The sequence below is a fragment of the Prevotella sp. P6B4 genome (assembly GCF_000619985.1).
Taxonomy (GTDB): domain Bacteria; phylum Bacteroidota; class Bacteroidia; order Bacteroidales; family Bacteroidaceae; genus Prevotella.
On the sequence record NZ_JHVE01000015.1, the window covers coordinates 61,912 to 77,086 of the forward strand.

At 39.3% G+C, this 15,175-nt stretch carries 13 protein-coding genes; 11 read left to right on the forward strand and 2 right to left on the reverse strand.

Features of this window, described 5'->3' with window-relative positions:
* Positions 1 to 4 precede the first annotated feature (4 nt).
* The 10 genes from T491_RS0110760 to T491_RS16330 all read left to right on the forward strand — a co-directional run bounded on the left by T491_RS0110760 (position 5) and on the right by T491_RS16330 (position 12,078).
* Complete coding sequence (locus tag T491_RS0110760; RefSeq protein WP_028903894.1) at positions 5 to 1,210, forward strand: sugar transferase; 1,206 nt, start codon at positions 5 to 7, stop codon at positions 1,208 to 1,210.
* A 16-nt stretch (positions 1,211 to 1,226) separates the two neighbouring features.
* Positions 1,227 to 2,180 (forward strand): TolC family protein, encoded by a 954-nt coding sequence (locus T491_RS0110765; RefSeq protein WP_028903895.1) that lies wholly within the window; start codon positions 1,227 to 1,229, stop codon positions 2,178 to 2,180.
* A 124-nt stretch (positions 2,181 to 2,304) separates the two neighbouring features.
* On the forward strand, positions 2,305 to 4,377 hold the full coding sequence (locus T491_RS0110770) for a hypothetical protein (RefSeq protein ID WP_231480240.1): 2,073 nt from the start codon (positions 2,305 to 2,307) through the stop codon (positions 4,375 to 4,377).
* Between the two features lie 125 nt (positions 4,378 to 4,502).
* Complete coding sequence (locus T491_RS0110775; protein WP_197018855.1) at positions 4,503 to 5,909, forward strand: O-antigen ligase; 1,407 nt, start codon at positions 4,503 to 4,505, stop codon at positions 5,907 to 5,909.
* Positions 5,893 to 6,780 (forward strand): glycosyltransferase family 2 protein, encoded by an 888-nt coding sequence (locus tag T491_RS0110780; RefSeq protein WP_028903898.1) that lies wholly within the window; start codon positions 5,893 to 5,895, stop codon positions 6,778 to 6,780. Before T491_RS0110775 ends, T491_RS0110780 begins: the two co-directional genes overlap by 17 nt.
* Positions 6,781 to 6,783: 3 nt before the next feature.
* A complete protein-coding gene (locus tag T491_RS0110785; protein WP_028903899.1) occupies positions 6,784 to 7,935 on the forward strand; it encodes a glycosyltransferase family 2 protein in 1,152 nt (383 codons plus the stop codon).
* 15 nt (positions 7,936 to 7,950) lie between these two features.
* On the forward strand, positions 7,951 to 9,123 hold the full coding sequence (locus T491_RS0110790; protein WP_028903900.1) for a glycosyltransferase family 2 protein: 1,173 nt from the start codon (positions 7,951 to 7,953) through the stop codon (positions 9,121 to 9,123).
* Between the two features lie 85 nt (positions 9,124 to 9,208).
* Positions 9,209 to 10,060 (forward strand): ABC transporter permease, encoded by an 852-nt coding sequence (locus T491_RS0110795; protein ID WP_028903901.1) that lies wholly within the window; start codon positions 9,209 to 9,211, stop codon positions 10,058 to 10,060.
* Between the two features lie 12 nt (positions 10,061 to 10,072).
* Positions 10,073 to 11,353: an ABC transporter ATP-binding protein gene (locus T491_RS0110800; RefSeq protein WP_028903902.1), complete on the forward strand. Its 1,281-nt coding sequence runs from the start codon at positions 10,073 to 10,075 to the stop codon at positions 11,351 to 11,353.
* Positions 11,350 to 12,078: a hypothetical protein gene (locus T491_RS16330; protein ID WP_155950113.1), complete on the forward strand. Its 729-nt coding sequence runs from the start codon at positions 11,350 to 11,352 to the stop codon at positions 12,076 to 12,078. The genes T491_RS0110800 and T491_RS16330 overlap by 4 nt, the downstream gene beginning before the upstream one ends.
* Before the next feature lie 17 nt (positions 12,079 to 12,095).
* On the opposite strand, the gene T491_RS16335 is transcribed toward T491_RS16330, so the two are convergent.
* A complete protein-coding gene (locus T491_RS16335) occupies positions 12,096 to 13,001 on the reverse strand; it encodes a glycosyltransferase family A protein (protein WP_051523120.1) in 906 nt (301 codons plus the stop codon).
* Positions 13,002 to 13,003: 2 nt separating this feature from the next.
* Positions 13,004 to 14,083 carry an acyltransferase family protein gene (locus T491_RS0110815; RefSeq protein WP_197018856.1) on the reverse strand — a complete coding sequence of 360 codons (1,080 nt, stop codon included), beginning with the start codon at positions 14,081 to 14,083 and terminating at the stop codon, positions 13,004 to 13,006.
* Between the two features lie 297 nt (positions 14,084 to 14,380).
* Between T491_RS0110815 and T491_RS16340 the strand changes: the two genes are divergently transcribed.
* A complete protein-coding gene (locus T491_RS16340) occupies positions 14,381 to 15,172 on the forward strand; it encodes a glycosyltransferase family 2 protein (RefSeq protein ID WP_033147736.1) in 792 nt (263 codons plus the stop codon).
* Positions 15,173 to 15,175: the final 3 nt, after the last annotated feature.

Here is a 15,175-nt window from a genome sequence, read left to right on the forward strand (position 1 = left end):
TAATATGATAGGTGTTGTATATCTTGGCAGCAATCCCAAAACCGAGGAGCGGTTAAAATACATCCCCGGCCGATTGGTGCAATACACAAGGAATTACAAAGATGCGGCCTCGGCGTGCTCTACGCATGTCCGTAATGAGCATTTTATCGTCTTTTATGAACAAGGCGAGCAAAGTGAAGACATTAATGCTATCACCTATTTAAAGAAAAAGAACAAGCACATCTATATTATTCTACTCACCAAGGAACTTACACCAGAAAACCGTTCAAAATATCAAAGAAGTGGTATCAACGACACTCTCGATACCAACGCGTCTATTACCGAGTTCAATAAGAAGATTCAGTTCATCTCAGACCGTGAAAACATGCTATTCGACGATCAGCAGCCCAAATATCGTATGCTGCGCTTTAAGATACCAATGTGGAAGAGAGTATTCGATGTCTTTTTTGCATTGACAGCGCTTATTCTCTTGTCTCCTATCTTTATCCTCACAGCGATTGCCATTCGTTTGGAGAGCAAAGGTCCTGTTATCTTCAAGTCTAAACGTGTAGGTGCCAATTACACCATCTTCAATTTCCTGAAGTTCCGCTCTATGTATCAAGATGCGGAGGAACGCCTCAAGGAAGTAGCCAAAGAAGCTGGGAATCAGTATACTGAGACGACAAAGAAGGAAGAAAAAACCGTCAAGAAAATCAGCAAACTGGATTTGGAAGCCGATATGATGATGAGCATTGGCGACGACACCGATATGATGATCAGTGATGATGAAGTGATGCTGGTGGGTGACGATTTCGTTATTTCAGAAACCGACTATAGCCGAGAGAAGAAAGAAGAGATTGAGAATGCGTTTGTCAAGATTGAGAACGACCCACGCGTCACGAAAGTTGGAAGATTTATTCGTAAGTTCAGCATCGACGAGCTGCCCCAGCTCCTCAATATCCTCAAGGGCGACATGTCAGTCGTTGGAAACCGCCCTCTCCCACTCTACGAAGCTGAGAAGTTGACCATCGATACAAGTATCGACCGCTTTATGGCCCCTGCAGGTTTAACCGGTCTCTGGCAGGTTGAAGAGCGCGGCAAGGGCGGCATGATGTCAGCCGAGGAGCGTAAGCAACTCGATATCAAGTACGGTCAGACCTACAACTTCTGGTTGGATATGAAGATACTGTTCCGTACCTTCTTTGCCTTCGTACAGAAGGAAAATGTGTAACTAAATCCAGATTGCAATGAACAAATTCAGACGTCTGATATTTATTTTTGCTACAACCTTTGCAAGCACTACAGCCTTTGCTCAATTCAATGAGAGCGGCATTAGCGCCGGTTTCTTTGATTCCAGCAACGAAAAAGACATCAACTTTTCTGAATTTCACCTTCCTCCATTGGCAGTTTTGTTCGAGAACGCAAAGACGAATCCCCAGATATTAACATTAGAAAAGGCTCGTCAATTAGCTGAGATGGAGGTTGCAAAACAAAAACGACACATTTTTTCTTATGTAACCGGACATGCCAGTTATAGTTTTGGTATGGCAGACATGTATGGCAACAATTCTTCAGCCTACAGCCCTGTTATCTATCAATATCAAGGTTCTCAACAATCATATTGGAATATCGGTATTAATTTAGCGATACCTGTTGAAGACATTTTGGATTTAACTGCTGCCGTTAAAAGAAAGAGAATTGATGTTGAGCAAGCTGTTATCAAAAAAGATATTGCATATGATGAGCTTAAGCTACAGATTGCTACCCTATTTATAAAAATCACGAATAACTTAATAACATTGAAGACCATGGGAGAAGCTGCAGCAGCTTACCAAGGTGCAGGCGCACTTGATCGTGAAGATTTTGAGAATGGCAATATGGATATCTCATCCTACGCAGCAACTAAAAGATTTGAGAGTGGTGAAGTTGCTAATTATCAACAGTTGCAAACAACTATAACAACAGATATCATCACGCTTGAAATTTTGACACATACGCCCATTATAACGAATGCTACTACAGAGATAACGCTTGATAAGAGTATTCATAAAACGCCTAAAGAACTAGCCAAAGAAAATAAGGCGAACGAGAAACGAATCAAGGCTTTAGAGAAAGAAGAAAATGACAAAATTAAAAAATTAGAAAAGGCAGAGGCAAAAGCAGAAAAAGCAGCAGCCAAAGCAGCCAAAAGGCAAAAGTAACAATTAAAGATTTGAAACGATGGATCTATTTCGATATATTGTTAGATTTCTATTTAAGATTAGATGGTACCTCGTCATCCTGCCCATGATAGCATTGGTGGTGGCTTGGTTTTCTACCCGAAACATGGAACGTATTTTCAATACAAATACGACCATTTACACTGGTATGATTACAGCATACAATATCGAAGGTGGTTCTGGTACTGCTGGTGGAAATCCGCAAACCAACATGACCAACCTCATATTACTCATCACTACAGATGCAACCATCCATGAGGTATCCCTACGCCTATTTGCACGCTGTATGATGTATGGTAATCTGAATAAAGATAACAACTACATATCTGCAGAACATTTCCGCCAACTTTATAATAGTGTTCCTGCAGAAGTTAAAGCGCTCATTAACCATAATAGTGAAAATGCGACGTATGCAAACTTGAAGGCATACGAGCGCCCTTCTGCTGACAACTATATTTTTGGTTTAACCAATTATCATCCCTATTTTGGCATTAACAGTATTACTGGTAGATTAAAAGTTGTACAACTTTCCAGAAGTGATATTATCGACATCGGTTATTCTGCTAATGATGCAGGTATTGCCTATAACACCTTAGATATATTAAATGACGTCTTTGCACGTCAATATGCTTTACTTCGCTATGGAGAGACAAACAATGTTATCAAGTTCTTCGAACGTGAGGTAGCCCGCTTGTACCGCATTTTGACAAATGCAGAGGACGATCTGATCCGCTATAACGTAGAGAAGCGTATCATCAACTATGCTGAACAAACAAAATTATTGTCTGGAATGGATGCGACTCAAAAAACGACAGACAATAATTTGATGATCACAAAAACGACCACACGCGCACTGATGAACTATTTGGAGCGTCAGTTAGGTGATCGTGCAAAGGTTATTAAAGCCAATAAGGATTTCACTAATCAAGTGACTGATATTTCACGCATCCAGTCACGTATTTCAAATCTCCGTCTCATGAGCAGTGAGGGAGGAGGAAGTGAGGTTGAAACCCAGCAAGAACTTGCTAAAGCACAAAGAATGCTTCAAGAAGCCTCAAATAACGTAAGAGGGCTTGTAAAGGATATCGAAGCAGGAAACTACAACACAGAGACTGGTACCAAAGCGAGCGGCATGATTGACAAATGGCTTAACGAAGTATTAAAATTAGAAGAAGCGAAAGCCCATGAAAGCGCTCAAGATGTCATGCGTGAAAAGATAGACAAGGAATTTCTTTTCTATGCGCCTATTGGAGCTACGATTTCCCGTAAAGATCGCCACATAGCCTTTATTGAGGGGAACTATATGTCAATGCTCGGCGCATTAAATTCCGCTCGTTTGCGCCAGAAGAACTTACAAATGACGACAGCAACACTCCGTGTATTAAACCCACCCATGTTCCCCATGAACGCCCAACCAACCAACCGTATGATGGTTCTATTGGGTGCATTTATGGTTACGTTCATGTTGACAGCTATGTATTTCTTCATCATAGAACTGTTAGACAGAACACTTCGCGACCGTATGCGTACAGAGCGTATCACCAAGATACCAGTTATGGGTTGTTTCCCTAAGGAGAGTAATTTACGTTATCGCCGCTTCAATAAGACCATTGCCGACATGGCACTACGTCAGTTAAGCAAAGCGCTCTTGCCTCAATTCGAAGAAGGCAAACAAAATGTGCTTAACCTCATATCTACTGATGCCGCCAATGGTAAGAGTTATATTGCACAAGAGCTCGAAAACTATTGGATATCAATAGGTTTGCAGGTACGTCGTATCACTTACGATGAGGACTTCTTGGCAGAAGACAGCCGTTTCATCATGGCAAAAGATATCAAAGATATATGCCCAGATATTTTGCCTAACGAAATTGCTATTGTCGAGTATCCCAATTTGGACGACAACTCTATTCCATCAGCTCTACTCAATATGGGCACCATCAATCTGATGGTAACGAGAGCCAACCGTACTTGGAAAGATGTAGACCAAAAGGCGCTCAAAGAATTGAATGAACGTTTAGTGAACAAGAATTCTCTCTTTATGTACTTGACAGAATGTCAACGCTATGCGGTTGAAGAATTTGTTGGACAGTTACCACCATACACATCGTTCAACAATTTCATCTATCGCATGTCACAAATGGGTCTGACTGCAGTTGAAAATAGTCATGCAAAATAATGGTAAACAAAGTTTATTCCAATAGAATATCCGAATACGCCCATGAAAACGGAGGAAGAGTCTTAATACTCTTTCTCCTGTTTTTGCTTAGTTTGTACTCATTTAAGAATTCTGGAGTAAACGGCATGGCTATGGTACTGGCAGTCCCAATATCCATAGTCGTAGTATATTTAGCATTCAGTTATAGGATGTTCTCATTTTGGGCGCTGTTTGTCATCAACTATTATGTCATGTTTCTTGGCAAAGAGGGTATGCTGCCTTTACCAGCCTCCTTACCGAATGAACTACTTGAATTAGTACTTATCGCTATTGCCATCATCGATTTGCGTGAAACAAATTTTGGGAACTGTGCCAATTTCATGACTCTTGCAGTTTTAGGTTGGTGTGCATTCTGTACGCTTGAAGTCCTCAATGACACATGTGGCTTAGGTATGAATGTAAACGCCTGGTTTACAGGCATCCGATTAATGGCATTTCAATTACTTTACGCAGTCATTGTGTTTGCCTTATATATTAACACCCCACAACGAATATATCAACTATACAAAGCATGGGCCTTTTGTGCATTATTTGCTATTTTTTGGTGTTGGAAACAAATAAATATCGGTTGGGACGCAGCAGAGATGAATTGGCTATTTGCACAAAATCATGCAAAACAACACATAGTTAATGGTATAGTCAGATATTTTGGAACTTTTACTGATGCTGCTAATTTCGGCATCCACATGGCGTGTGCCTCCGTATCGTTCTTTGTTATTGCAATTACAAATAAAGTAAGAAAGCATAAAATTTTCTTTGGTGTAGTAGGACTCCTAACAACATGGGGTATGTTTCAATCTGGAACACGAACAGCCATTTTCTGTATGATGGCGGGATTTATGGTATTCCTCATACTATCAAAATCAGTAAAAATCATCGTTCCTGTTTCTATCATCTTCGGTTTGTTTATTGGCATGCTGATGTTCACAGACATTGGCCAAGGAAACAACCAAATTCGACGCATGAGATCTGCATTTAACCCAGAAGACGCTTCCGCAAATGTACGAGACGTCAACAAAGCCGCCATCTCAAAATACATGAAAGATGCGCCATGGGGCATCGGTATTGGTATTTTTGAGAGAGATATTCCCGCATGGAACAAATTCAAGATTGTATCTCAGATTCCGCCTGACTCTGAATATGTATTTATATGGGTAAGAACAGGATGGATTGGAGTTTCATGGTTTGCTATTTGCAATCTTATCATCTTAATAGCAGGAAGCTCTACCGTGTTCTTTAAAATCAAGAATCGTTCACTCATGGGCATAGGAGCAGCTTGGTGTGCATCATTCGCAGCGCTCCATCTTGGTGGCTACGCCAATCAGATCTTGATGCAGTTCCCCAATATTGTGATTTTCTATGGTGGTATGTCCACAGTATTCCTCTTACCCCAAATAGAGAAAGACTTTGAACTATTCGAAGCAAAAGAATTAGAAAAAGAAGCAGAAAAGAGACGATTAAAATTAGAGAAGAAGCGTGCAAAACGAGTATAGATTATCTATCATCACAATCAATTATAACGGGTTAAAAGACACCTGTGAACTAATTGATTCAATCCCCTTCAGCGACGATATGGAGGTGATTGTGGTAGATAATGCCTCCAAAGAAGACGAAGCGAGTGTCATTTCCTCACTCTATCCCCACGTAAAGGTCATTCGCAGCGAAAAGAATCTTGGCTTCGCTGGTGGCAACAATCTGGGCATCAAAGAGGCCAAAGGAAAATACATCTTACTTATCAACAACGACACCTTCTTTAAAGACTTCAATATAGAACCACTCATCAACAGATTGGAATCATCTGATAAGATTGGTGTAGTCTGTCCTAAGCTTCGTTTTTCATGGGGCACGAATCCTATTCAGTTTACAGGCTATACGCCATTATCACCAATCACAGTGAGGAACCAAGCCATTGGCTTCGGTGAAGAAGATCGTGGGCAATACGATACACCTCATAAAACACCTTATGCACATGGTGCCGCCATGTTAATTAAGCGCGAAGCCATCGCTAAGACCGGACTCATGCCAGAGTGTTTCTTCTTATACTACGAAGAACTTGACTGGTCGATGATGTTCACTCGCGCTGGCTACGAAATCTGGTACGATCCTGCCTGCACGGTTTATCACAAGGAAAGTCAGACAACAGGACAGAACAGTCCACTACGCACCTACTACATCACTCGTAACAGGCTGCTATTTGTAAAACGCAACTATCAAGGTATCAACAAATACCTATCTTATATATACTTGATTGGCCTCGTTGCCATTCGAGATATCATCAAATACCTCTCCCAAGGCAGATTTGATTTAGTCAAAGCCGTCTGCAAAGGACTAGTCACTTTTCACTCATCATTATTCACTAAATAATTTATGGATTTCTGGATTCTATTAAATATTATCGATTGGTTTCTATTTATTATTGTAGGTGGAACGGTACTCTACCTTGGCGTATTTTCTATTGCCTCTCTATTTACCAGAGATACGGTGAATACCAATATCAAAAATCAGAACCGCTTTGCTATCATCATTCCTTCACATAAACAAGACCATGTGATTGAACAGGCTGTAGTATCGATACTAAGTCAGGACTATCCACAACGCCTATTTGACGTCGTAGTGGTTTCCGACCACCAATCAGAGATCACCAACATGCGATTGGCTCAATACCCCATCACCCTGCTTACACCAGATTTTGCAGAAAGTTCGAAAGCAAAATCACTACAATATGCAATCATTAAGCTACCAGAATTCAAAATTTACGATATAGCATTAGTGTTAGATGCTGACAACATCGTTGAACAAGATTTCCTGACCAAGGTGAATGATGCCTTTGAGACAGCAGCCACTAAAGCCATACAAATGCACCGCATCTCTCGAAACAGAGATACGGCTGCCGCACGTATGGGGTCTATCTTCGAAGAAATCAACAATAACATCTTCCGTAAAGGTCATATCAATTTAGGCATTTCTGCCGCCTTGGCTGGTTCTGGAACAGCATATGATTTCAACTGGTTCAAGGCTAATGTCATGAAAACCAGAACATCAGGTGAAGATAAAGAGTTAGAGGCACTCTTACTGAAACAAGGTTATTTTATAGACTATTTTGATAACATCTTGCTTTATGGTGAAAAGAAAAGAACCACCAGCAAGATGAATGAACAGCATGGGCGTTGGACATTACAGCAGTTTCAAAACCTTCTTAAAAATATCAGATACCTTCCTGGAGCGATATTCAGGAAGCAATACGATTGGGCCGACAAACTGATTCAGTGGATGTTGATGCCACGTACAAGTATGATGGGAATCATCATGTTGATGAGCATAGTTCTTCCATTCATTTATCTGACATTAGTCATCAAATGGTGGATATTAGGCTCCTTGGCACTATTCTTCTTTGCACTGGCCACTCCTGATTATCTGGTAGATGAAATGTGGGATCGCACGTTCCTGCGCTCTCCATTTATAACACTTTGGGGCATCATCACCACCAAACTATTTAACAAGAAAAAAGAAACAAATTAAAGTTCTGTATATATTATGATTTGGCAGATACTACACATTCTCGACATTACACTTTGGGTGATTATCTTAGGTTCCGTAGCCTATGTTGTGTTTTTCGCAATCATATCCCTCTTTTACGAGAAAGAGGACCGCATAGCCATTCATGCTGCAGCCCTCAGTAACAGAATGACAAAATTTCTCGTTCTCTACCCTGCATATAACGAGGACCGCGTCATCATCAATGCCGTAGAGCATTTTTTAGAACAAGATTATCCTGCCGACCTTTATACGGTTGCCGTAATCTCAGACCATATGCAACCTGAGACTAACGAATATTTGCGTACGCTCCCTATTACATTGCTTACACCGACTTTTGAAAAGAGTTCGAAAGCAAAGGCTATGCAGTATGCCATCAATGAGATACCAGAGACATTTGATAATGTCGTTGTACTCGATGCAGACAACGTAGTGCGTCCAGAATTTCTGTCACAACTGAATATCTTGTGTTCTGTATATGATGCTATCCAGTGTCATCGCTGCGCCAAGAATGCCAACAACGACGTAGCCGTACTTGATGGTGCCAGCGAAGAAATCAACAACACTTTATTCCGTAAGGCTCATAATCGCCTTGGGTTGTCTTCTGCCCTTATTGGTTCTGGCATGTGCTTCAATTACGAACTATTTAAGAAGAATGTTTTCCAGCTCTCAACAGCAGGCGAAGACCGTGAAATGGAAGCCCTCCTACTCCATCAGGAAGTTTTCATCAAATATGCACCAGATATTCATGTATTCGACGAGAAAGTCAGCAATCAGGATAATTTCCAGAAACAGCGTATGCGCTGGATGACAGCGCAGGTACAGAGCCTTATGAGCAATCTACCCAAAATCCCAGGTGCACTAGTTCATGGAAAGGTCAACTTTGTTGACAAAACCATTCAGCAAGCATTGATTCCAAGATCCATTTTGATTGTACTATTAACAGTCATTTCTATTTTTATGACCATTGCCATGCCATCATGGTGCGAGAAATGGTGGATTACGCTGGCCATCTTAGGACTATCATTATTCGTAGCAATTCCCAGTGAGATTCGTTTCCGTTCATTCTCAAAAGTCCTGACTATTCCAGGACTCGTCCTTCGCATGCTCAAAAACGTTCTTCACATGGACAGAAAGAATACCGACTTCATCCACACCGAGCATACGACATAAAGAAACAAATAAAATATGTAAATTCCTTTGTAATATCATATAATAATTGTATATTTGCAGATAACAATGAATAAATGACTAATGTATGAATAAAGACTGGGATATCATTATAACAAATAAAATTAATCTCCTGAGCATAGACTTAGGTGAAGTATGGCGCTATCGTGATCTGTTGGCGATGTATGTCAAACGCGACATCATTACATTCTACAAACAAACTATTCTGGGGCCACTCTGGTTTGTCATCCAGCCCCTCTTCACCACCATCATGTTTATGTTTGTATTTGGCGGTATTGCTGGTATTTCCACAGATGGTATTCCTCAGGCGGTCTTTTATTTAGCAGGCCTTGTATGCTGGAACTACTTTCAGGATTGTCTAAGTAAATGTTCCGATACATTCAATGCAAACCAAGCCATTTTCGGAAAGGTCTATTTCCCGAGATTGGTAGTGCCACTCTCTATTGTCATCTCCAATCTTATCAAGATGGCCATCCAATTCACATTGTTCCTGGCTGTTTATATCTATTATTTTGCGACTGGCATAGATTTTCATATCAATCTGGCTATCCTCCTTGTTCCTTTACTCGTTGTGATGCTTGGTGGCTTGGGCCTTGGATTTGGTATGATTATCTCTTCAATGACCACTAAATATCGCGATTTACGATTTATGATCACCTTCGGTGTTCAGTTGTGGATGTATGCAACACCTGTCATTTATCCCCTTTCTGTCATGAAGGAGACCTATCCGAAATATATCTGGGTATTGGTAGCCAACCCGTTAACAGCAATTTTAGAAACCTTCAAATATGCTTTTACGGGCGTCGGCGAATTTAATTGGTTCTATTTAAGCTATAGTATTGCGTTTACAGCAACAATACTTCTACTCGGAATAATCATTTTCAACCGAGTACAGCGTAACTTTATGGACGTAATCTAAAACCATCGATTTATGAGCAAGACTGTCATAGAATTCAACAACGTAGGCAAGCAATATATTCTCGGCACCATCGGTACCGGCACATTAAGTCAGGACCTCAACCGTTGGTGGGCAAATATTCGTGGAAAAGAAGATCCGTATCTGAAGATTGGAGAAACGAATGACCGTACCCAAAAAGGCGACAGCCGTTTTGTGTGGGCATTACGCGATATCAACTTCAAAGTAGAACAAGGTGATGTGGTTGGCATTGTTGGTAAGAATGGTGCCGGAAAATCTACACTCCTCAAGATCTTATCACGAGTCACCTCTCCTACCACTGGCGATATTAAGATCAAAGGACGTATAGCCTCGCTACTTGAAGTTGGAACCGGCTTCCATCCAGAGATGACTGGTCGTGAGAATATCTTCATGAACGGTTCCATCATGGGTATGACCAAAGCAGAGATCAAAAGGAAATTCGACGAGATTGTCGACTTTGCAGGTGTCGCCAAATACGTAGACACACCAGTAAAACGATATTCATCAGGTATGATGGTGCGTTTAGGCTTTGCCATCGCCGCACACTTGGAACCTGAGATATTAGTCGTTGACGAAGTTCTTGCTGTTGGTGATGCAGAATTCCAGAAGAAAGCCATCGGCAAGATGCAAGATGTCAGCAAAGGCGAAGGCCGCACAGTACTTTTCGTAAGCCACAATATGGCAGCAGTCCGCAGCCTCTGCACACGTGGTGTCATGCTTAAAAACGGTACTATAGATTATATAGGCAGTATACCCGATACACTTGATCATTATTTAAAGGATGATGACGGAGATCACGATGAGTTAATTGTCAATAATATAAAATGGAAAAAGAACACTATCAAGATCAACAATATTGAAATTAACAATAGTAAAGAATCATATTCGTTAATAAAGAATGGTCAGGAGTATCTTGACATCCTTATTGAAGGTTCATCTGAGGAAGACATGGTCTACGACATCATGATGGTCTTGAAGAGCAAAGAAGGCATTCCTTTTGCGACCTATGCTAAAGGTCATTATATGGGGGACATTCAACACGCCTCAAAAGGTCATTTTACTATTCACAAGCAAGTCAAATTACCCGAGATACTGACAAAAGGTATTATCAACGTAGATCTTTATATTCACCATCCTATGGTAGAATATTATTTCAAAGCACCAAATTGCTGCGTTCTCGAATGCGAAGGATTCCAAAAAGGATTTGGAAGGACGATGAATCAAGATAGTTGCGGTTTCATGGGATTAGAGGACACAAATTCCGCACCATTATGATTTTACTATTAACAGGTTGTATTAATCCAAACGGAATGACAATGACCGCTCTTTCTAATCAAGAAGAGCGTAAAAAACAATATGTAGAAGCTATTCATTTCTATCTCTCAAATACAAGTTTTCCAATCGTATTTTCAGAAAACTCCGGGACCGACATAAGCCTGCATTTTAAGAAAGAAATCAAATCAGGCCGCTTAGAATATTTGTCCTTTCCTGGTAATCAAAACAAAGAAAAAGGTAAAGGCTACGGAGAATGCGAAATAATACAATACGCATTGAACAATTCAAAGATTATACATTTTGCAAAAGACAAACGCATTGCAAAAATAACAGGCAGACTCATTATTAGAAATATCAAAAGTATAGTGCGGCTTCATAGCCTCCTATTCCCCAAAAATACCGTTTTCTGTGCAATCAATTCCGATTTGTCTTTCCCTGACAGTCGATTTGTCATTGCACCAGAATGTTTCTATCATACATTTTTAAAATCAAAAGAAATCATTGACGACATACAAGGATACTATTTTGAGCATGCACTACGCGACACAATAAGAAAAGAGAAACAAATTCCCTATTCCCCATTCCTTCTGATGCCGCAAATTGAAGGGATGTCAGGTTCTAACGGTGAAATATATAAAAAAGAAAAACTATCTATTTCTTTCGCCATCAAATATTTAAAATACACATATGCACAACGCCGCTGCTTCAACAGACAATATCGTTGAGGTATTATACTCCATCATTATAACTTATAACCAACAGACTTCCATATATAATACATTATCTGTCCAAAGATGTAAAAGTGACTCAACCCAGCCTTCCGCATAATGCGATATTCTTCACAGAACAACTTAGTATCCTTCCACAAATGTCTAGTGAAATTATAGACACGATAATCATATTTGGGCAATTCAAAAGGAATATGATTGTCTAAAAAGAATTTCTTCCAACCTGCATACACCTTCAGTTCATCCATTGAAGCTTGATAACCGACGCCACGACTTACGGAATTCTGACGAGTGGTTACACAATACAATTGTCGATCATCTACAATAATTGTTTTTGCATAATGCCCAACCAGATATGAATACCTAACATCATTTCTAATAATCGTTTCATCAAACGTTATATGATAATGCTCTATAAGTTTTCTCTTAACCATCTTACACCATGGCTCGGTAAATAGATATCGCAAAAGCATTTCTCCTTTTTGGGGATCTTGATGATAATCTTCAAAAAAATCATGCAGATGGTCAACTCTCTTACTTGGTTCATACGTTTCCGAATCTACACTATTAGCATTAAAATATACGATATCCGCATCATTACTTTGATATTCATTAAGGAAATCATTAAAACCGGGGTTGAAGAAATCATCAGAGTCTGCAAATAATATCCATTCCCCTTTTGCCATTGGCAGAGCACAGTTTCTTGCATGTCCAGCCCCATGAGATTGCTCATTCATTACTATAGTAAGTCCCACCCTATCATTACAAGGGAAATGATTGAAATCAACAACATCAGTATCACTATGGTCATCCACCACAATTATCTCCAAATCATCACGTATTGGAATTGACTTAACAAGTCTTTCTAACAATTTCGGTGTATTCTTGTGAGGAATAATAACTGTAAAATTTGTTTTCATATTTATGACCTTTTGATTTTATTCATAATTACTTTCCAAGCCGCATTTAACAACAGCGGAAGAACAATTCCTATTGTGCAATACAGAATCCACCAGTATGCATGAGACATACTGACATCCTTTATAACCGGATGTTCTGCAACATGAGAAACATTTAATCCGTATAATAGTACAATGCAAAAACTAACAAGTCTGAACGAAAGGAAATGAAGAGCAAGAATGTCAAGTGTATGATTACCTATATAGTACAATATACGTTTTACAATTTGCAATCGTCTCTCAATAGCACTTGATATATATATCGTAAATAGTGTACCAGATAGAGCAGAAATTGAAAAAGTCACCACTTTATTATAGCCACATCCCATCGATATACCATCTCTGAAATATAAATATGACAAGAACAGTATAAAGCAACAAAGTATTGCTCCATATTTATTATGCCAATAACTTTTATAACGCATTAACAGATATCCCGATATATAGAAGAATGCTCCTAATGTCCCCATTGAAATATCTCTCCAAAACTCTATTTCCGGAGCAATCCTTCTAATAACAACCGTTAATAAAAGAGATAGCAGGCATAGCAATTCATATTTTTTTCTTGGCACCTTCTTCAACAATATTGAAAACATAGCCATTAATACAGAAGTAATAAATAATGCACGAATAAACCAAAAACCTCCTAATAGTTCTTCATAGTCGTGCATGGTAAACATTATTAAATAGAGTTTTTGAAATACATCTGATAAAGTATAAAAAGAAGAACCACCCTCATAACCATAATAAGGATTATAAACTCCCACTAACATCAATAAATTATGAAGAAGCAAGAAGAAGACTGACCATTTCACAAAAGGAACATACAATCCTTTTATCCTCTTTTTCAAGAATTGAATTACAGCTTCCGAACCCGTCATTTCTTTGTAAAAAATGCCAGAACAAAAGAAGAATAGTGGCATATGGAAAAGATAGATAATCTTAAAAAGAAATTGAGGGCATCCAGAATGACCTATTACCATAAGAATGATACCTATAGCTTTTGCTATAGTTATACCATTATTATGATCTTTCTTTGCCATATTGCTTATCATCACATACCTCGTAGCGCCATTTATTTTGCAAAAATATAAAAAAATAACGAAACTATTTAATTATTTTCAAAAAAAATATCTTTGCAAAAAGATATCAGCGAAATTACGCATACAATCTGCTGAGCTAACTCGATTTATCAAATGAGTTAATTCATTTGATCGATTGAATTAATTCACGGTTTTAAAGCATGCTGATAGTGATTTTACTGCATAAGCTCAAAATATATATAATAATGACCAATATTTTCAAAAAAATAACTATCTTTGCAAAAAAAATATAGTCAAATGAGATATTCTGTTATCACGATCAATTACAACGATAGACTGGGATTGAAACAGACGATAGAAAGTGTTACATGCCAGACAAATAAAGACCTTGAGTTCATCGTCATTGATGGCGGGTCAACTGATGGTAGTGTGGATGTCATCAAAGAACATACGAACAGTATCAACTATTGGGTTTCAGAAAAGGACAAAGGTGTTTATAATGCTATGAACAAAGGTGTAACTCAGGCTCATGGTGATTATCTCATTTTCATGAATTCCGGCGATTGTTTCCATTCCCCGGATGTTTTGGACTCTTTCAAAGAATACAAAGAGGATATCATCTGCGGAAAGGTACTGAAGGGGAACGCCCCAAAGCCAAGTGGTCCTAGAAAATCAACAATCACATTAGTCGATCTGATAAGAGGTAGCCTACCCCATCAGGCTATGTTCATTAAAAGGGAACTTTTGATAGCTCATCCATACGATGAGAACTATAAGATCATGTCTGACTGGAAGTTTTGTCTCGAAACCATCATCTTCGGTAATTGTACCTTTAGGGCTTGCGACATCATCGTGGCCGACTATGACACCAGTGGCATCAGCACCAATTCAAACGGTCTGCTTCCTAAAGAAAGAAACATGATTCTTCAAGAAATGTTTCCACCACGAGTTATTACCGATTACGAGCGATTAGCCCCCGTTGATGACGAGCTTCTTGACCAGTCATTACTCCTGACCCAGACTGTTGTAGCCAGGAAATGGGCAAAGAGATTTTTGAACCTTATTTTGCGATTCACTCAAAAGAAGTAAAGA